General features: G+C 37.2%; 16 protein-coding genes and 2 rRNA genes. 12 read left to right on the forward strand and 6 right to left on the reverse strand.

What is annotated here, in order from left to right; all coding sequences use genetic code 11:
• The first annotated feature begins 172 nt into the window (after positions 1-172).
• The 9 genes from AYC65_RS16125 to AYC65_RS16165 all read left to right on the forward strand — a co-directional run bounded on the left by AYC65_RS16125 (position 173) and on the right by AYC65_RS16165 (position 9,414).
• Positions 173-2,710 (forward strand): DUF2339 domain-containing protein, encoded by a 2,538-nt coding sequence (locus AYC65_RS16125; RefSeq protein ID WP_034868088.1) that lies wholly within the window; start codon positions 173-175, stop codon positions 2,708-2,710.
• Positions 2,673-3,917 (forward strand): hypothetical protein, encoded by a 1,245-nt coding sequence (locus tag AYC65_RS16130; protein ID WP_034868090.1) that lies wholly within the window; start codon positions 2,673-2,675, stop codon positions 3,915-3,917. The genes AYC65_RS16125 and AYC65_RS16130 overlap by 38 nt, the downstream gene beginning before the upstream one ends.
• A 204-nt stretch (positions 3,918-4,121) precedes the next feature.
• Positions 4,122-4,376, forward strand: a complete 255-nt coding sequence (locus tag AYC65_RS16135; protein ID WP_034868092.1) for a type B 50S ribosomal protein L31 — start codon at positions 4,122-4,124, stop codon at positions 4,374-4,376.
• An 88-nt stretch (positions 4,377-4,464) separates the two neighbouring features.
• The gene (gene brnQ / locus AYC65_RS16140) at positions 4,465-5,769 is read left to right on the forward strand and encodes a branched-chain amino acid transport system II carrier protein (protein ID WP_034868111.1); all 1,305 of its coding nucleotides are present in this window, start codon (positions 4,465-4,467) and stop codon (positions 5,767-5,769) included.
• A gap of 54 nt (positions 5,770-5,823) precedes the next feature.
• Entirely contained in the window at positions 5,824-6,987 is a 1,164-nt protein-coding gene (locus AYC65_RS16145) for a GlmU family protein (RefSeq protein WP_034868093.1), read from the forward strand.
• Positions 6,988-7,127: 140 nt separating this feature from the next.
• Positions 7,128-7,637 carry an RNA polymerase sigma factor gene (locus AYC65_RS16150; protein ID WP_034868094.1) on the forward strand — a complete coding sequence of 170 codons (510 nt, stop codon included), beginning with the start codon at positions 7,128-7,130 and terminating at the stop codon, positions 7,635-7,637.
• Positions 7,609-8,328 (forward strand): hypothetical protein, encoded by a 720-nt coding sequence (locus AYC65_RS16155; RefSeq protein WP_034868095.1) that lies wholly within the window; start codon positions 7,609-7,611, stop codon positions 8,326-8,328. The genes AYC65_RS16150 and AYC65_RS16155 overlap by 29 nt, the downstream gene beginning before the upstream one ends.
• An 11-nt stretch (positions 8,329-8,339) precedes the next feature.
• On the forward strand, positions 8,340-8,894 hold the full coding sequence (locus tag AYC65_RS16160) for a DUF4252 domain-containing protein (RefSeq protein ID WP_034868096.1): 555 nt from the start codon (positions 8,340-8,342) through the stop codon (positions 8,892-8,894).
• 4 nt (positions 8,895-8,898) lie between these two features.
• Entirely contained in the window at positions 8,899-9,414 is a 516-nt protein-coding gene (locus AYC65_RS16165) for a DUF4252 domain-containing protein (protein ID WP_034868097.1), read from the forward strand.
• A gap of 56 nt (positions 9,415-9,470) precedes the next feature.
• Here the strand turns inward: AYC65_RS16165 and AYC65_RS16170 are convergent, their stop codons facing one another.
• Positions 9,471-10,526 (reverse strand): carboxypeptidase-like regulatory domain-containing protein, encoded by a 1,056-nt coding sequence (locus AYC65_RS16170; protein ID WP_034868098.1) that lies wholly within the window; start codon positions 10,524-10,526, stop codon positions 9,471-9,473.
• 91 nt (positions 10,527-10,617) lie between these two features.
• Between AYC65_RS16170 and AYC65_RS16175 the strand changes: the two genes are divergently transcribed.
• Positions 10,618-11,655 carry a LacI family DNA-binding transcriptional regulator gene (locus AYC65_RS16175; protein WP_034868099.1) on the forward strand — a complete coding sequence of 346 codons (1,038 nt, stop codon included), beginning with the start codon at positions 10,618-10,620 and terminating at the stop codon, positions 11,653-11,655.
• Here AYC65_RS16175 and uxaC read toward each other — a convergent pair.
• From uxaC to AYC65_RS16190, 3 genes are read right to left on the reverse strand one after another with little or no spacing between them, the layout of a single operon-like run.
• The gene (uxaC, locus tag AYC65_RS16180; protein ID WP_034868100.1) at positions 11,645-13,051 is read right to left on the reverse strand and encodes a glucuronate isomerase; all 1,407 of its coding nucleotides are present in this window, start codon (positions 13,049-13,051) and stop codon (positions 11,645-11,647) included. The genes AYC65_RS16175 and uxaC overlap by 11 nt on opposite strands.
• Before the next feature lies 1 nt (position 13,052).
• Positions 13,053-14,213 carry a mannonate dehydratase gene (gene uxuA, locus AYC65_RS16185; RefSeq protein ID WP_034868101.1) on the reverse strand — a complete coding sequence of 387 codons (1,161 nt, stop codon included), beginning with the start codon at positions 14,211-14,213 and terminating at the stop codon, positions 13,053-13,055.
• A gap of 12 nt (positions 14,214-14,225) precedes the next feature.
• Positions 14,226-15,047 (reverse strand): SDR family oxidoreductase, encoded by an 822-nt coding sequence (locus tag AYC65_RS16190; RefSeq protein WP_034868102.1) that lies wholly within the window; start codon positions 15,045-15,047, stop codon positions 14,226-14,228.
• A 148-nt stretch (positions 15,048-15,195) separates the two neighbouring features.
• Between AYC65_RS16190 and AYC65_RS16195 the strand changes: the two genes are divergently transcribed.
• Both AYC65_RS16195 and AYC65_RS16200 read left to right on the forward strand, forming a co-directional pair.
• Positions 15,196-16,182: a sugar kinase gene (locus AYC65_RS16195; RefSeq protein ID WP_034868103.1), complete on the forward strand. Its 987-nt coding sequence runs from the start codon at positions 15,196-15,198 to the stop codon at positions 16,180-16,182.
• Positions 16,183-16,187: 5 nt separating this feature from the next.
• Positions 16,188-16,832 (forward strand): beta/alpha barrel domain-containing protein, encoded by a 645-nt coding sequence (locus AYC65_RS16200; protein WP_034868104.1) that lies wholly within the window; start codon positions 16,188-16,190, stop codon positions 16,830-16,832.
• Between the two features lie 234 nt (positions 16,833-17,066).
• Here AYC65_RS16200 and rrf read toward each other — a convergent pair.
• Positions 17,067-17,174 (reverse strand): 5S ribosomal RNA (rrf, locus tag AYC65_RS16205).
• Between the two features lie 185 nt (positions 17,175-17,359).
• A 23S ribosomal RNA gene (locus tag AYC65_RS16210) occupies positions 17,360-20,141 on the reverse strand.
• Positions 20,142-20,161: the final 20 nt, after the last annotated feature.

Raw genomic sequence — 20,161 nt, forward strand, 5'->3', positions numbered from 1 at the left:
GTAATAATCTATTAAAAAGAGGCTTACAAAATTTTTATTCATTAACGCTTTCACATAAAAAGCTTATAATCAGATTATGTAGAAAGTTAATCTTTCTAAAATCCTTGTGTAACATGTAAATATATCACCACTAGTTATATTTATTTTATATTTGTTAACATTAAAACACCACATGGAAATATTTTTATTGTTAATAATTCTTGTTTTTGTAATTATTTCACTTAACAAATCAGCTGCTAATTCCAAGGCAACACAGGAAGCAATTGGCAAGCTTAAAGATGAAATTAATGCATTAAACCTTAAGATTAGTACAAACACACAAACTTTAAAAGCTGAAGAACCTCAACCGGAGATCATATCTGTTGTTACAGAAGAGCCACAACCTGCTATAAAGGAAGAAATAAAAGCCGAAGAAGAAAAGCAAATTATTGAGGAAATCCCTGTTGTTGAAGAAGTACCTGTACAGGCAGCCATGTCTGCAGCAGTATCTCAGGAACTTCAACCCGAGGCAATACCATTACAAGAAAATGCAGAGATTCCGGTAACAGAAAAAATTGTTTTACCTCCTAAAAAGAGCTGGCTGCAAATATTCAAAGAAAAAAATCCGGATATTGAAAAATTCATCGGAGAGAATCTTATTAATAAAATAGGCATTCTTATTCTGGTACTGGGAATTAGCTTCTTTGTAAAATATGCTATTGACAAAAACTGGATTAATGAACCTGCGCGTGTTGGGATCGGTATTTTGTGTGGTGCTCTCATTATGGGAGTTGCACACCGATTAAAGAAAAACTACAAAGCATTTAGTTCGGTATTTGTTGCCGGAGCCATTAGTATCTTCTACTTTACCATTGGTATTGCATTTCACGATTATCATTTATTTAATCAGGCAACAGCATTTATCATTATGGTAGTTATCACCATATTTAGTGCATTTGTTTCAGTATCCTACGACCGAAAGGAGTTGGCTGTTTTATCACTTATTGGAGGTTTTGCGGTACCATTTATGGTGAGTACCGGCGAAGGGAACTATAAAGTGCTCTTTACTTACATTGCCATTCTTAATATAGGAATGCTGATTATTGCTTATTTCAAAAAATGGAGTCTGGTCACCTTACTGGCATTTATTTTTTCCTGTGTTCTTTTCTCATTCTGGTTCGGTGAAAAGGTTATCGATGGGGGGCTTCCATATCGCGGAGCTTTATTTTATGCAACTATTTTCTATCTTATCTTCAGTATTGCTACCGTTGTTAATAATCTGCGGAATAAGGGAACATTTTCCAAACTGGAATATTTCATCATCGTTGCTAATACATTCTTTTATTTCGGGATAGGAATTAGTATTATTCATAAATGGGGAATGGACTTCAAGGGTCTGTTTACTATTGCGCTGGCATTATACAATCTTGCTTATGCTATATTATTGTACAGAAAATTCGGGCTGGACAAAAATGCAATCTACCTTTTACTTGGCCTGACACTCACTTTTGTAACTCTCGCTATTCCAATCCAATTTAATGGTAATTATATTACATTATTCTGGTCTGCCGAAGCTGTGCTTTTATTCTGGCTATTCCAAAAATCAAGAATTGCAGCTTTCAAATTAGGAGCCATAGTTGTTCAGATTCTAATGCTTTTCAGTCTCATGATGGACTGGGAGTTCTATTACATGAGAAGTACTGGAGTACTGAAACTAGTTTTCAACCCGATATTCATAACAGGTTTAGTTTCTCTGGTATCTCTTGTACTTACTTATCTTCTGTTGAGAAAAGAAAACGAACCTGTTGATATTTTTACAGTTAAATTCAACCCTTCACTATACAGATCCGGAATAAGTATTGCCGCTGTTATTGTAGGGTATTTCATAGGCTTATTCGAAATTTCTTATCAGGCGAATACGGGCATTGCCAATTATTATTCTGCTCAATCTTACTCTGTTTTATATCATTTCTTATTTAGTACAGGAGTTATATACTTTACATTAAAGCGCAAAAACATAGCAGTAAATAACCTTGCAATTATTTTATCCTGTATCAATATCCTCTTGTATATTGTAGTTTTCCATCAGCTGGTAACAGATGAAATAGTGGAGAATTATAACGCAGGATTATCGGGCAAGTCAGCCTTTTTCATACATTATATATTATTAGCATGTCTGGTATATTTTGGATATACCATCATAAAGTTGAGAAATGACAATAGTTTCTCCATGCTTCTCAATCATAAATTTGCTTTATGGATTTTTGCTTTCTGTATTGTTTTCATTATGAGTAATGAAATAATGGTTCATGGATTAATATTTTCCGGAGAGATTATCTCTCAGGCAGAGCTTGCAAAAACATACCCTGTTACAAAGGAACACCTATATAAATATCAGAGAATAGTTTTTATTGACGATAAACTCAGATTTGTAAAACTTCAGATCATCAAAATAGGATACCCTATTCTTTGGGGTGCACTATCATTCGTCTTTCTGATTATCGGAATAAAGAAACAAAACAAGCAACTGCGTATTATTGCACTTGCTTTACTGGGGATTACTATTATTAAACTGTTCTTATATGATATCAAAAATGTATCGGAGACAGGAAAGATTATAGCCTTTATTTTACTAGGGGTTCTTATCCTTATTATATCATTTGTTTACCAAAAAATTAAAAAACTAGTTATTGATGAATCCAGCAAACCAAATGATACAGAAAATAATTAAGCTGCTGCCAATACTAATTGGTTCCTCTGTCCTTCTTGCACAAAACTATCAGGGCAAAATCAGTAATATAAAAGAAAACGGACTGCATCAGATCGTGCTTTCTCCGGATGTTATTGCTGCAACCCGGAACAATACGGATTTCATAAGGATTTACGATTCGAAGCACAATGAAGCTCCTTATATCGTGGGAAATGGAAATTTCAAAAAGTCTGGTTTCAAGCAATTTCCGATAAGCTCCAGAAATACAATCCCAAATGTTGTAACTTCTGTTATTATCTCTAATGAGAATATAGTTAACCTGGATAATCTTACCCTGAAGATTGCCAATACAGAAATAGATAAGAAATACAACATCAGTGGAAGCAACGACCAAAAGCAATGGTTTGGGCTTGTTGACAATCAGATTATATCAGGTCTTAATGAATCCGGAAAAACGTCAGTCGATAAGAATTTCTCATTTCCTCTAAACAACTATAAATTTTTAAAATTCGATTTTCTCGACAAGAATTCTTTGCCCATTAATGTACTAGAAGCCGGATTAGAATATGATAATGTTGTAACTGGTGCTAAAACCGCATTACAAAACTTTGAGCAGAAAATAAACACGGACAAGAATAATAAACAGAGCATTATTACAATTACTTTCCCCAATGAGCAGGTAATTAATGGAATTAGCTTTGATATTCTCTCACCTTCTTTTTATCAGCGCGATGCACGGATACTAATTAATAAGTCCAGAGTTTACAAAAGAAAAACCGAAAATTACAGAGAAGAGCTTACTGCTTTTCAAATCAGATCTAAAAATAATAACCAGTTTGGCTTCCCGGATTTATTCACAAAAGAACTGATCATAGAAATAGATAATCAGGATAATCCCCCATTAGATATAAAGAAAATAAACCTCTTTCAATCTCAAAAGAAAATTTTGGCAGATCTGAAAGCAGGAGAGACTTATACACTGGATATTAATCCCGAATTATCTGCCCCGCAATATGATTTAGTAAACTCCGGAATTAATCTTAATCAGAATTATCCTGATGCAATGATTACTGATCTGAAAGACACTGATCATTCGGTGCATCCAAAATCAGGAAAAGCATTTTGGCAGACTCCCTTCTTTGTATGGGGCTGTATAATCATCGCCATTATAATTATCGGATTTTTCGCGCTGGGACTAATTAAAGACATGAACAAAAAAGCAGAATAATTGCTTTCTTTTAAAATATTTTTTGCCCTTCCGGATAAACAGCTAAACAACAGTAAACTAGCATAGACATTCATTTTATGGTGTATTAATTTTGAAGATTATACTTCGGGAAAGTTAAAACCGTCTAAATCATTTTTTTAATTAATAAAAATATTTTGCCATTTAAAAAAATATTTATAATTTTGCGGTCTAATTATTAAGACAATGAAAAAAGATATCCATCCATCCAATTACAGATTAGTTGCTTTTAAAGACATGAGCAACGATGAAGTTTTCATTACAAGATCTACTGCTGAAACCAAAGATTCTTTGGTAGTTGATGGTGTAGAGTATCCATTGGTAAAAATGGAAATCTCTAGTACTTCTCACCCATTCTACACAGGTAAAGTTAAATTAGTTGACACAGCTGGTAGAGTTGATAAGTTCATGAATAAATACAAGAAATTCGCTAAGAACTAAGATATACAGTTTTATACTGAACAAAAACACCGAAGAATTGGATTCTTTGGTGTTTTTTATTTAATTGCACACCGGAAAATATTACAACGTGAGAAACAACAACGGCGCTATTATAACCCTTGGATTTGCTCTTTTTGCCATGTTTTTTGGCGCAGGGAATCTTATTTTACCTCCCTTTATCGGATTAAAATCCGGAACAGAATGGTTTTATGCCATTGTAGGATTTATCACCACAGGAATTATTGCTCCGCTGATCAGTTTGATTGCCGTAGTACAAATCGGGCATAACTTTACAGATATCGGGAAACGGGTTAATAAGAACATGATAACCATACTTGCGTTTATCATCATCTGGCTAATCGGCCCCTTAATCGGGATTCCGCGTACCGGAGCAACTACTTTCGAAATAGGATTACAACCTGTGTTCCCAGGACTTTCACCTATTATTAGTGCTGTAATATTTTTTGCTGTAACAGGTTTTCTTGCAATCTCTCCAAGCAAAATTGTCGATATTATCGGAAAATACCTTACGCCGGTACTTATTCTATTATTGCTTATCCTTATAGCTGTTGGTATTGTTTATTCACCAGGGGCTCCTGCATCATCTGCTCTTAGCCACGGAGAAAGTTTTGCATTAGGATTTCATGAGGGCTACCAAACAATGGATGTCCTATCCGCTGTTATTTTTGCCGGCATTATTATTACCACTATTACCGAAAAAGGATTTACTCAGGTTAACCAGAGAGTCAAAATGACTATTATGGCCGGCCTTATTGCTGCTTTTTGTCTGCTGGTGATCTATGGAGGACTTGTATATCTTGGAGCTACTTCCGGCTATCCTGTAACCGATGATTTATCCCGAACCAAACTGCTTTTACATATCTCTAATTCCGTATTAGGAAAATACGGAACTTATATCATTTCCGTTGCCATAGCGCTTGCATGTTTAACAACCGCAATTGCACTGACATCAGCATTTGCCAGCTTTATGGAAAAAATTACAAACGGGAAATTCGGCTATAAAGTCAATGTTATTTTCTGTTGTGTACTTGCTGCTATACTTTCGGTAAAAGGAGTAGATGAAATAATTAACTATGCCGGAATATTGCTAGGCTTTGTATATCCGGTTGTTTTTGCTTTGGTCATGTACTTAGTATTCTTCGGAAAAATTGTTAAGTCCAAGGCTCCTTATGTAGCTGCTGTTATTATAAGTACGCTTGTATCCTCCCTTACTGTATTCCAGTATTATGGTATTGCAAAAAATTTTATAACCTCTTTAAAAGAAAGTCTTCCACTGGTTCAACACAACATGGAATGGGTACTTCCCTCTTTTTTAGCATTTATTATTACTGCTATTTTTTCTAAAAATAATACTTTTGCAACCCAAGAGTAATTTTGGAAATTTTTGTTTTACTTAAATTTGTAATATTATTATCCTCACTAAAAAATGAAACAACTTGTTTTCTCTGATGCCCAATATTGGGAAGAGTTTTTACCTCTGACCTTCACCCGCCCCATTGCGGATATGCGTGTAGGTATATTAACATTTAAGGAACGATGGGAAAAACTTTTAGGATTTGATGAAAGCTTTTTCGTCACCGAAAAGTATCTTCAGGTAAAATACCCTGAACCTGAAAAAAAAGAATCTTTATTGATAGTCCCGAATTTTCTTCCAACAGAAAGCGTACTACAACAAATAAAAGATTTACAGAAAGGAGAAGCCCTGGTATATGAGAATGAACTAATCGCCTCATATATCAATCTGGAAAATTTTAATATTGGCCAGATTGAAAAATGTATAGATATTACAGAGGAACTGATTGTTTTCAAAAAACCATGGGATCTTTTTACATACAACGACAAAGCCATCAGATTCGATTTTGATCTGGTAACCAAAGGCCGGACCTCTCAGAAAATTTCTGAAACCAATAATATCCGTGGAAAAGTTGAAGATATCTTTATAGAAGAAGGTGCAGATGTTGAATTTGCCTATCTGAACACTAATGGCGGCCCCATTTATATTGGTAAGGAGGCCGAAGTCATGGAAGGCGTTATGCTAAGAGGTCCAATTGCAATTTGTGATCATGCAGTCATGAAAATGGGTGCTAAGGTTTTCGGAGCAACAACATTTGGCCCTTATTCCAAAATATGTGGAGAAGTAAGTAATGTTGTAATCTTTGGTTATACCAGCAAGGGACACGATGGATATTTAGGAAATTCAGTCCTTGGCGAATGGTGTAATCTTGGTGCTGATACCAATACTTCTAACCTGAAAAATAATTATTCCGCCGTAAAAATGTGGTCTTACCGCGAAAAAAGGTTTGTAGAAACAGGCTTACAATTCTGCGGAACCGTTATGGGAGATCATTCTAAAACAGCAATTAATACTCAGCTAAATACCGGAACTGTTGTTGGTGTTGCAGCTAATATTTTCAAGACAGGCTTTCCACCAAATTTAATCAATGCCTTTACATGGGGCGGAGCAAATGATGATCCTAAATTCCGCCTGGATAAAGCCTATGAAACGGCGGAGATTATGATGGCCAGAAGAAAGATAAAACTGACCGAAGAAGATAAAGCCATACTAAAACATGTATATCATGAATTTTAGACTATAATATACTGGAATCATCATTACTGATGATTCTTTTTTTATCTGAAAATCAAATATTTAAATATTATCATAATATTTTTTAATTTTAGATGTAACAGAATACTTCTTCCGATTGTCTTACTTATAAAAGCAATACTATGGACCAACAGACTTTTAAAACAACGGTTTTTATCCACAAGGATAGATTATACCGTTTTGCTAAAAGTTTTCTGGTCAGCGCAGATGAAGCCTATGATGTGGTACAGGAGATTATGATAAAGCTCTGGCAAATGAAAGACGATCTTCATCGTTATGAGAATATTGAAGCTTTTGCTTTACGATGCCTGCGCAATGAATGTCTGAACAGACTGAAACATGCAAAAGTAGTAGAAGATTATCAGATTAAGAGTGTGAGGCAGGATTATTCAGTTAACCATAGTGACAATACACGGGAAATTATCATTAATATGATTAACCAACTTCCCGAGAAGCAGAAAATGGTGATGCATCTGAAAGACATTGAAGAATACAGTATTCCTGAAATATGTGAAGCCCTGGAAATGGAATCCAATGCAGTAAGAATAAACCTGATGAGGGCCCGACAAAAAATAAAAACACAACTCGAAAAAATTTTCGAATATGAAAACCGACAGATCCAAACAATATAAAGACCAGTACTTCGCAGGAAATTCTTCCGAGGCTGAAGAAAAATGGCTGAAAGATTTTTCGGATGATGTTTTCTTTAAAACACTTCGGGAAGAAAAAGAGGTGACAATGGATTGGAACTTTGAAGACTTTATGGAAAAAGTTGAAGAGCAGCCAATACCTGCAAAGAAAATTCAGCTAACGACAAAACCAGGACTTAGTAAATGGTACTGGATGGCAGCAGGTTTCATTATTTTCTTAAGTTTTGGTGGTTATATGTTTTTTAATCAGAAACCGATGACAGATGTTACAACAACTTCTGTAGCCAAAACTGAGCCTGTAAAAAATAATACATTAATCAATCTGGAACAGCAAACAACCGTACCTGAAACTAATATCCAGCCCTCTGTTAGCATTCCTGAGACAGAGAAAAAAGAAATAACAGAAAAAGAAAATAGTAAGGTTTTAGCTCAGAAAAAACCTTTAGCAAAAAAAGAGAAAGAGATTATTGAAGCTGCTTCTGTAAACAGTGTTCCGGAAACCGGCACAGATACCAGCTATAATCCGAACTATGTCCTTATCAACGGAAAGCCCGTATACGATGAAGAAGAAGCTGCAGATCTTACAAAGAAATCGCTTAATCTTCTGGCCAGCAATCTGGATAAGGGAATTGAAAAAGTTGGACTCATAAAACATCTTTCTGTTAATTTTTAAATCAAACCATCATGAAAAAGATATTTCTAACATTATTTATAATTGCTGCCGGCATTGGTGTAAATGCCCAGATCAGCAAGCTCGAAAAACTTTTCGATCAGTATCAGGACACCAAAGGAGTGACCTCTATTAAAATAGCAAAGCCTATGTTTAACCTGCTTAACAAACTGGACATTCAGGATGCAGGTATAGACCAGATCAGACCATTGATAAAGGATGTTAATTCTATTAAAATTCTGATTTTCGAAAAGAATAAAAAAGATAGTATTGCTCCTACTGTTAATATGTCGAAAATAAGAGACGAAATTAACTCTTCTATTAAAAACCTGAAATATGAGGAGCTAATGACAGTTAACAGTGATGGAAAGAAAATTAAATTCTTAACTCAAGACACAACAACTAGTGTGGTAAAAGACTTATTACTGAGCATCACCGGAGACGATGAGAATCTTTTCCTTCTTCTGGATGGTAAAGTAAATGTAGACGATATTTCTAAACTGGTTAACAGCGACGAAAAAGGTGATAAAGGAGGCAAAGGACCAAAGGGTGATAAAGGTAAAAAATAATATAATGAAAGCTTTTTCCAAAATATTCGCTTTATTCGTTCTTCTCGCTTTATTGCAGTCTTGTATTGTTTCCTCCAGTCCGAATATGGAGTTTCTGGATCGTGAAAGCCTGGGAAAAGGAGCACAGGTTACTGCTATCAATCCTCCAATGTTCCTGGTGAAACCTTTTGTAAAAAAGGCACTTCGTGAAGACGGAGAGAGCGAGGAAGTGATCGCACTGATAAAGAAGGTAAAAAAAGTCCGTGTTATGACTGTTATCGCCCCAAATGCCAATTATCAGGAAAAGCTGAACCGTTTCTTTACAGAAAATAAATATGAAGAGTGGATGACTCTGAATTCTGAAGGGCAAAAAGTAAATATCCGAGCCATTACCAATGGCGATCAGATTAACAAATTACTCATTGCTGTAGATGGTGATAAAGATGGAGAAAAAGTTTTTGTAGATGTAAGAGGTAATTTTACCCCGGAAGATATTTCCAATATTGTCAATATGGCCAGTAAAAGCAAATCAATAAATTAAAAAACATTATATTTCATATCTCTAAATTAAGGCTCTTGTTGTATAACAAGGGCTTTTTATTTTTCAGGTTCGTAGTCCAGCGGAAGCATCTTTGCTACTTTATCCATAGCCCAGGACTTCTGAAACAACATCTGATCCGGATCTGAATAATTACCGTCAGATGTTATGTGATAACGGATACCACGCGTTTCAACATAAGAGTTTATCGTACTATAAGAGTTTGTTCTTACAACCTCCCGTTTAGAAATATCGAAAAGATATTTCTTATAGCTCACCATTAGTATATCAGGAAATTCAAAATACACTTTCCCATCCGCTTCACTTCTGTATGCAGATGCCTGAAGATCTTTTTCTACCAAAGCAAGGGCTTTTTGACCTTCCATATGCTTAATCCGGTCCAGAATAAATCCTTCTTTATTAACACTGTTATTAAACACTGATTTAAAAAAATGTTGCACACTACCGTAATAAGCATTCAGCCTGTTCATTTTATAAACTCTGTTTTTAGATTCAGATGCTTTTATTGGTGTATAAAACGATGTTCCTGTATATTGGGAAATACCATTTCTATGATCAATATAGAAAGACATGAGTTTGTATTCTATTGTATAACCTAGTTTTTTATTGAAAATTATTAAAGGTTTCTTGGCCTGGGCTCTGAGAATTCTTTCTGTTTTATCATAAGCAAATTTCACTTCTTTCGGATTCTCAATACTTACGCCCTCTCTGCTTATTCCTAAAAAATTGTCAAAAAAAGTATTGATATATTTTTCATAATCCTTACTTGAGTACCCAATTAACTTTACCTCTTCTATAAGTCGTTCTTTTTCCAGTACAACTTTAAGGGTTTTATTCATAGCCTGCTGTAAAGGATAAACAAAATCCTGATAGCCATCTTTCTGAAAAACAATATTTCCTTGTTTTATATTGGGAATGCTAATATCAAATATTCCTTTGGTATCCGTTATCGAAGAAACCTGACTGCCATCAATATATATTTTCACATTAGACAAAGGCTGATCTGCTGTGGAAACAACACTTCCTTTTATAACTTGTGAAAAACACAAAGCCGACAAAAACAGAAATAGAATAAAGCTGATTTTTATTTTCATAACCCTAAAGTCTTAGGTATAAATATAGCTATTTTTTTGATTCTTCTTTATTGCTGATATAATTTTGTAAATTAGGAGACTTATTATATCCATGTCTAAAGTAACAATTCGTGATATCGCCAAAGCATTGAGTGTCTCTGTATCTACAGTGTCTAAGGCTCTGTCCGATAGTTATGAGATTAGTGCGGCTACCAAGAAAAAGATAATTGAATACGCTGAAAAGCACAATTATCACCCTAACAGGCTTGCAAAAAATCTAAAATTTGGTAAAACAAATACCATAGGAGTTATTGTTTGTGATATTTCCAATACATTTATATCCCAGGTTCTCGACGGGATACAAAGTAATTTTATGGATAAAGGCTTCGACACCCTTATCATGCAGAGCCATCATGACGAAGCTACAGAAAGACAATGCATTGAATCTCTCATTAACAAGGGAGTCGATGGTATTCTGATGTCTCCATTGACAGAAACATCTAATTTTGATCTCTTAAAAAAGCTTCAGCCGAACTATCCTATTGTTCTTTTCGACAGAATACAAAGCTCACTGAATACACATAAAGTAGGAGCTAATAACGTTGGCGGAAGTTTTAAGGCAACACAGCACCTATTACGGATCGGGAAAAAAAATATTCTGATTATACTTGCGGATAAATTAGGTGTCAGTGATTTGCGCTTAGAGGGTTATAAAAATGCTTTAAAACAATATAACATTCCTTATCTTGAGGAAAATGTACTATTTGTAGACCTTAAAAACATTAACCAGCACGATGAGAAAATTAAAGAATTTATATCTGAAAAACTAAAATCTGAAAATCCTCCGGATGCGGTTATTTGCGGTTCCGAAACCATTTCTACCAGAAGTCTTGGAATTTTTATGGAAGCTGGTATTAAAGTCCCGAAAGATATAGCTGTTTTAGGTTTTGCCAATACAACTTTTGCATTCTCACTAAACCCACCTCTGTCTACAATTGTACAGCCAGCATACGAAATTGGTAAGATAGCCACCGAGAAAATGATAGAATTACTAAATAAACCAACTAAGGATTACAAAACTATTGAACTGGAAACCCAATTGGTCATTAGAAAGTCATGTGGTTATTTTCCGGAAAATTTTAATTCTTAAAATAAGATTTGGCATTGTGATAACAAATATCACTAATTATACCTCCTACCCATTTCAGGTCATTTGGCAATAAACCTTTTCTGATATCTTCTGCAAAAAGATTGCACAGTAACCTTCTGAAATACTCATGTCTCGGGAAGGAGAGAAAACTCCTGGAATCTGTAAGCATTCCAATAAATGTACTGATTAGCCCCAGATTGGAAAGTGTATTAATCTGCTGTTCCATTCCGTCCAGCTGATCCAGAAACCACCATGCAGACCCAAACTGTATTTTTCCTTTTATACCTTCTCCCTGAAAGTTACCTGTCATGGACCCAAACACCGCATTATCCGCCGGATTGAGATTATATAATATGGTCTTGGTTAGTTTTTGTTGATTCTCTAAATTGTTTAAAAATGCGGATAATGCTTGTGCTTGTGGGTAATCCCCAATAGAGTCATAACCTGTATCTGTCCCTATTTCTTTTAACTTTATGGTATTGTTATTTCTTAATGCTCCTAAATGAAATTGTTGCGCCCATCCTTTTTCATAATACATTTTGCATAGCTCTGTCAAAATATAATGAGTATAGCCTTCTTCTACATCCTTGGCCTCTTCATCATCTCCCAGTAAAACAGTAAAAAAGACATGATTAATTTCTTTTAAACTATGTTTTCCCGGCTGTGGAATATACAACAGACCATGGTCTGATGCTACACACCCCATATCATCGAAAAAATTCACCCGTTTCTGTAAAGCTTCAAGAAGAGTATTCAAATCTGAGATCTCTACTTTACTCACCTCTGAAAGCTTTCTTACATAATCCCGGAAGCTATCACCTTTACTTATGGCAAAAATTTTATCCGGGCGAAAACTAGGCTTTACGTCTATTTCTTTATTTTGTTGTCGCATACTCTGATGAAAACTAAGATCATCTGTCGGATCATCCGTTGTTCCCAACATTTCAACATTATAATTATTCAACAGACTTTGTGGCCTGAAATTTTCCTGTTGCAATTTTTCGGTTGTCTCTTTATATATTCTGTCGGCCGAAGCTGCATTCAGATATTCATTTACATCAAATGGATTTTTAAGTTCCATATGCGTCCAGTGAAACAATGGATTACGCAATGTATTAGGTACTACTTCGGCCCATTTGCGGAATTTATCTTCATCAGAAGCATTACCGGTGATAAAATATTCGTCTATACCGTAGGCTCTCATAGCACGCCATTTATAATGGTCTCCTTTCAGCCATACCTTTGTAATATTTTCAAAGTTTTTATTCTCTGTAATCTGTTGCGGTGACAAATGATTATGATAGTCTATAATCGGTAAATCCTTTGCATAATCATTGTATAATACTACTGCAATATCTGATTGTAACAGAAAATTATCATTTAAAAAATACGACATACTATTTACCTAATATTCCTAATTCTAGTCCTCTCAACTCTGCTAATCCTCTTAATCTGCCAATCGCAGAATATCCGGGGTTAGTTGTTTTTTGTAAATCATCCAGCATCTGATGTCCATGATCTGGTCTGAAAGGAATTGCGGTCTCTCTTTTTTGATTTTCTGCAACAATAACCTTCATTACCTCATACATGTTTACATCACCATCTAAATGATCTGCTTCATAAAAATTTCCGTGCGCATCTTTCTGCACATTCCTCAGGTGTATAAAATATACTCTATCTTTTAGTTCACTGAACATTTGTGCAAGCTGTTCTGCTTTTCCTGCTCCTAAAGAACCTGTACAAAAACAAATTCCGTTAAACTTTTTATCGACTCCCCTGATGATATATTTAAAGTCTTCTAAATTACCGGCTATGCGAGGAAGCCCCAAAATAGGATATGGCGGATCATCCGGATGAATCGTCATCGAAATTCCATAGTCCTCGCATATGTCAGCAATTGATTGAAGAAAGTAAAGTAAATTCTGTCTTAATCCTTCAGCTCCAATTGTACTGTAAAGCTCAATACTCTTGTTCAGTTCTTCAACTTCAATATTCTTTTCTCCGGGAATTCCCATCAGAATATTGGTTTGCAACTGATTCAATTGTTCTTTAGTATAATTCTCAAAGCGTTCTTTTGCTTCTTTTCTTACAGAATCTGTATAATCAGCTTCTGCATTCTTACGTTTCAGCATAAACAGATCAAAAACGGCTAAATCTATCCAGTTAAAATACAAAGCTTTTGATCCGTCTTTTAACTCTAAATCCAGCTGAGTGCGCGTCCAGTCTAATACCGGCATAAAATTGTAACAAACAGTTTTTATTCCGTTTTCTGCCAGATTTTTTAAAGTCTGTCTGTAGTTTTCAATATAATGCGCCGCATGTTCAGATCTTGTTTTAATAGCTTCATGTACTGGTACGCTTTCAACTACTGACCATCTGAATCCTGCTTCTTCAATAATTTCCTTCCTTTTAGCAATTTCATCCGACGGCCAAATTTCTCCATGTGGAATATGATGTAGTGCCGTTACAATTCCCGTTGCTCCTGCCTGTTTTATATCCTGTAAGCTTACCGGATCTTCTGGTCCGTACCAACGCCATGTCTGTTCTAATCTTTTCATACTACTCCTGCATTAAACCCCGCACCATGAATTGAAACCTCCATCTACAAAAATGGTCTCTCCATTTACAAACTGAGATGCATCGCTTAGTAAATAGACTAACGTACCTGCCAGTTCATCGGGATTCCCTAATCTTGAATAAGGTGTTCCGTTAATAAATTTCTGTGCTCTTTCTGTATAAGTTCCATCACTATTTGTAAGTAATGTACGGTTTTGTTCTGTTAAAAACACGCCGGGCGCAATAGCATTACATCTTACGCTGTCTCCATATCTTAGAGGGAGTTCTGTTGCCATCCATTTAGTAAGACCTTCTATACCATGTTTAGCAATTGTATAACCTAATACCCGTGTCAGAGGCCTGCTTGCTGCCAGTGAAGAAATATTCACAATAGAACCTTTCCCATTTTTAGCAATTTCTTTCCCGAAAATGAAGGTTGGAATAATGCTGCCATATAAGTTGAGTTCAATCGCTTTAATTGTATCACTAATTTTTGTATCAAACAAATCTTCATTTGGGGGAATGGTCGCTCCCGGAATATTACCACCGGCAGCGTTGACCAAACCATCTATCTTCCCCCATCCATTTATGATGATGTTATTAGTTTCTATTAACTGTTCTTCATTGAGTACATCAGTCTGAAAAAATTCAGCCTCACCTCCCGCATTAACTACCTCTTGTACTCTTTCTCTTCCTCTTTCTTCATTCCTTCCTAATATTGCTACTTTAGCATTTGCTTCACCCAAGGCTTTAACAAATGATTGTCCCAGGATGCCTGTTGCTCCCGTTACGACAATTACTTTTCCGTTAAGTGAAAACTTTTCTAAAATGCTCATATTCCGTTTTTGAATCTGAAGCCAAATTAACAAGATTTAACATCACAGTATTAAATAATTATTAAAATCTACTAAAACGTTTTCGTATAAATTAATAATCTTTAAATATTCAATATATTAAATTAAGTTAACTTAGTGATAGTAAAATATGAAAGGAAAAATTATCTGCTTCGGGGAAGCATTAGTACGATATCAGCCCGCAGAAGATTCATTCTTTAATGAATCTAATAAGGTTATGGCTTTTCCTGGCGGATCCGAAGCCAATGTTGCTGTGAAGCTGGGTCAGACGGGGCTCCCGGTTTCTTATATTTCGGCAGCACCCGACAATCAAATTACCAGGGAATTTCTGAAAATATTGAAAGATAATAACGTTGAAACTGACGGTTTTTTATACAGAGGTGACAGGATTGGCTCTTACATATTGCTTTCAGCAAATGGATTAAGTAAAGGCGAAGTTATATATGATCGTAAATATTCTTCGTTTAGTCAGATAAAAACAGGTGAAATTGACTGGAATAAAATTTTTGAAGACTGTAGCTGGTTTCATTGGACAGCGATTACTCCAGCTTTAAACGAGGAGCTTGCAGAAGTAATGAAGGAAGCATTAGAGATTGCTTACTCAAAAGGAATTACTATATCTGTAGATTTAAACTATAGGAATAAATTATGGCAATACGGAAAAAGTCCTCTGGAAGTAATGCCCGAACTGGTAAAATATTGTCATATTATCATGGGAAATATTTGGGCCTCTCATAATATGTTGGGAACTTCCATTGATAGTAATCTAAATAGAAATACAAGCCCTGAAGAGTATTTTGAATTTGCTAAAAAGAACAGCATAGATCTGTTTTCTGAATATAAAGATGCCAGAATTGTGGCAAATACCTTCCGCTTTATGGATAATTCAAACCATAACCTTCTTTTTGGATCCATTCATTCAAGAAATAAGAGCTTAATAAGCCCGATATATGAAACCAATGACATTATAGACCGTATTGGCAGTGGTGATGCATTTATGGCTGGTGCAATAGCCTCATTGTATCAGGATCTCGATTTACAGAATATAATAGACAATGCAGTACAGGAAGGTTATCACAAGTTATTTGTAACAGGAGATTTTAGTAATACTAAATAAGTAAAATGGAAAAGACACTCAACTATATTGAAAAGCATCCGGTAATTCCGGTTTTTTATCACGACAATCCTGAAGTTTGTAAAAAAGCATTAAAAGCTTCATATGATGGAGGAGTAAGGGTATTTGAGTTTGTAAACAGAGGTGCAAATGCAATCTCCAATTTTGAAATATTACAGCAATATAAAGATCAATACTTTCCCGATCTAAAATTGGGCATTGGAACAATTAAAAGCAAAGAACAGGCTCAAACATTTTTAAATCTTAATACAGATTTTCTGGTAAGCCCTGTTTTTGATGCAGACATTGCACCAATAGCCAATCAACATGGCAAACTATGGATTCCAGGATGTATGACCCCTTCAGAAATCAATCAGGCAGAAAAAGCCAATTGTAAGCTTATTAAACTATTTCCGGGGGATTTACTCGGAACAAAGTTTTTAAAGGCTATAAAGCCCTTATTTCCTGGCTTAAAATTCATGCCAACCGGAGGAGTGAAACTAAATAAGGAAAATATACACAGCTGGTTTGAAGCCGGAGTTACTTCTGTTGGACTTGGCTCCAGTTTATTCCCTGCAGATTTCGACACTGCAGAAGTAACCAATCAATTAAAGAAAGTATTCAGTTATATTGAAGAAGCGAGGAAGTTATAAGTTAAGAATGAATAGTAATAAGATCGCAAGGTTTATAGGTTTAAGAGCTTTTATAACTTTATCCCCAGTCTTTATAACCTCTGCAGCCATTATAACTCTATCACATCCGTAACTATTATAACCTGCATAACTTACATAACCAGTATAACCCTCCTGGTTTGATAGAATGTTTTAGGAATATCCTAAAAACGAAAAAGCCTCTGCATGAATATGCAAAGGCTTTTCAAAAATAAAAACTGGCGGCGACCTACTCTCCCGCGTTAGCAGTACCATCGGCGCTGGTGGGCTTAACTTCTGTGTTCGGAATGGGAACAGGTGAGCCCCACCGCTATAACCACCCTAAAGTTTGTTATATATTTTTGGTTGTTCGTTATCGGTTTCTGGTTATCGGTCTTACACCTACAACTCTTATCCAATAACTACAAACCATTTTCGGTAGTTTCAACATCACAAAGGCATAACCTTTAGCGCACTCCTTAAGTATTTTTGCAAAGCTTACTTATTGCTTTTAGCTTTAAGCCTTATTAGGCTATAAATCTACGGGTAATTAGTACTACTCGGCTATGACATTACTGCCTTTACACCTATAGCCTATCAACGTCGTCATCTACAACGACCCTTAAAAGATGTCTCATCTTGAGGCGAGTTTCGCACTTATATGCTTTCAGTGCTTATCTCTTCCAAACATAGCTACTCAGCGGTGCACCTGGCGGTACAACTGATACACCAGAGGTTTGTTCAATTCGGTCCTCTCGTACTAGAATCAAGCCCTCTCAAACATCTAACGCCCGCAATAGATAGAGACCGAACTGTCTCACGACGTTCTGAACCCAGCTCGCGTGCCACTTTAATGGGCGAACAGCCCAACCCTTGGGACCTTCTCCAGCCCCAGGATGTGACGAGCCGACATCGAGGTGCCGAACCTCCCCGTCGATGTGAGCTCTTGGGGGAGACTAGCCTGTTATCCCCGGAGTACCTTTTATCCTATGAGCGATGGCCCTTCCATACGGAACCACCGGATCACTATGTCCTGCTTTCGCACCTGATCGACTTGTAGGTCTCACAGTCAAGCACCCTTATGCCATTACACTCTACGCACGGTTACCAAGCGTGCTGAGGGTACCTTTGAAAGCCTCCGTTACTCTTTTGGAGGCGACCACCCCAGTCAAACTACCCACCACGCAATGTCCTTCCGTAGAAGTTAGGCTCCAAGTAAACAAAGGGTGGTATTTCAACGTTGGCTCCACAAACACTAGCGTGCCTGCTTCACAGCCTCCCACCTATCCTACACATTGTTTACTCGAAGTCAATACGAAGTTATAGTAAAGGTTCACAGGGTCTTTTCGTCCCATTGCGGGTAATCGGCATCTTCACCGATACTACAATTTCACCGAGCTCGTGGCTGAGACAGTGCCCAGATCGTTACACCATTCGTGCAGGTCGGAACTTACCCGACAAGGAATTTCGCTACCTTAGGACCGTTATAGTTACGGCCGCCGTTTACTGGGGCTTCAGTCAATGCCTTCGAGTTACCTCTAAGCACCTTCCTTAACCTTCCAGCACCGGGCAGGTGTCAGACCCTATACAGCATCTTTCGATTTAGCAGAGTCCTGTGTTTTTGATAAACAGTCGCCTGGGCCTCTTCACTGCGGCCTCCCCGGAGGGAGGCGTCTCTTCTTCCGAAGTTACGAGACTATTTTGCCTAGTTCCTTAGCCACGACTCACTCGAGCACCTTAGGATTCTCTCCTCGACTACCTGTGTCGGTTTTGGTACGGGCAGTATATTTCGCTTTTCTTGGAAGCGGGTCCCCAGGATTATCAGCGCATCCGAAGATTTGCTGTACTATCGTAACCTCGCAGTTACTTCAACGTACTATTCCGTCAGTACGCACCTAGTTTCCAACTCCGTCACTTTTATTAATATACTGGTACGGGAATATTAACCCGTTGTCCATCCACTACGCCTGTCGGCTTCGCGTTAGGCCCCGACTAACCCTCAGCTGATTAGCATGGCTGAGGAAACCTTAGTCTTTCGGTGAGGGGGTTTCTCGCCCCCTTTATCGTTACTTATGCCTACATTTTCTTTTCTATCCGCTCCACAATACCTCACAGTACTGCTTCGGCGCAAATAGAATGCTCCCCTACCCAGTATTAAATACTGCCATAGCTTCGGTAATATGCTTATGCCCGATTATTATCCATGCCGGACCGCTCGACTAGTGAGCTGTTACGCACTCTTTAAATGAATGGCTGCTTCCAAGCCAACATCCTAGCTGTCAATGCAGTCCAACCGCGTTCTTTCAACTTAGCATATATTTAGGGACCTTAGCTGTTGGTCTGGGTTCTTTCCCTCTCGGACATGGACCTTAGCACCCATGCCCTCACTGCCGACAATCATTTATTAGCATTCGGAGTTTGTCAGGAATTGGTAGGCGATGAAACCCCCGCATCCAATCAGTAGCTCTACCTCTAATAAACTATATCGACGCTGCACCTAAATGCATTTCGGGGAGTACGAGCTATCTCCCAGTTTGATTGGCCTTTCACCCCTACCCACAGGTCATCCGAAGACTTTTCAACGTCAACCGGTTCGGTCCTCCACTTTGTGTTACCAAAGCTTCAACCTGCCCATGGGTAGATCACAAGGTTTCGCGTCTAATCCCACTAACTAAGCGCCCTATTCAGACTCGCTTTCGCTACGGCTCCGGACCTTAAGTCCTTAACCTCGCTAGTAAGATTAACTCGTAGGCTCATTATGCAAAAGGCACGCCGTCACAGCATATAGCTGCTCCGACCGCTTGTAGGCGTACGGTTTCAGGTTCTATTTCACCCTTCTATTCGAAGTGCTTTTCACCTTTCCTTCACAGTACTTGTTCACTATCGGTCTTTCAGGAGTATTTAGCCTTGGAGGATGGTCCCCCCATATTCAGACAGGATTTCACGTGTCCCGCCCTACTCATTTATCATCTATGTATGCCTTTCATATACGGGGCTATCACCCTCTATGGCCACACTTTCCAGTGTGTTCTATTAAACATATAAAGACTTTTGGGCTAATCCGCTTTCGCTCGCCACTACTTACGGAATCTCTTCGATTTCTTTTCCTCCGGGTACTTAGATGTTTCAGTTCTCCGGGTTTGCTTCTCGTCCGAAGACGAGATGACATATCTTCAATATGCCGGGTTGCCCCATTCGGACATCTGCGGATCAACTCGTGTGTGCCAATCCCCGCAGCTTTTCGCAGCTTACCACGTCCTTCTTCGCCTCTGAAAGCCTAGGCATCCGCCATACGCCCTTAACGATTTCTTTCCTAATTTTATTTTACTCTG

Origin of the sequence: Elizabethkingia bruuniana (assembly GCF_002024805.1) — a bacterium.
GTDB classification, from domain to species: Bacteria; Bacteroidota; Bacteroidia; order Flavobacteriales; family Weeksellaceae; genus Elizabethkingia; species Elizabethkingia bruuniana.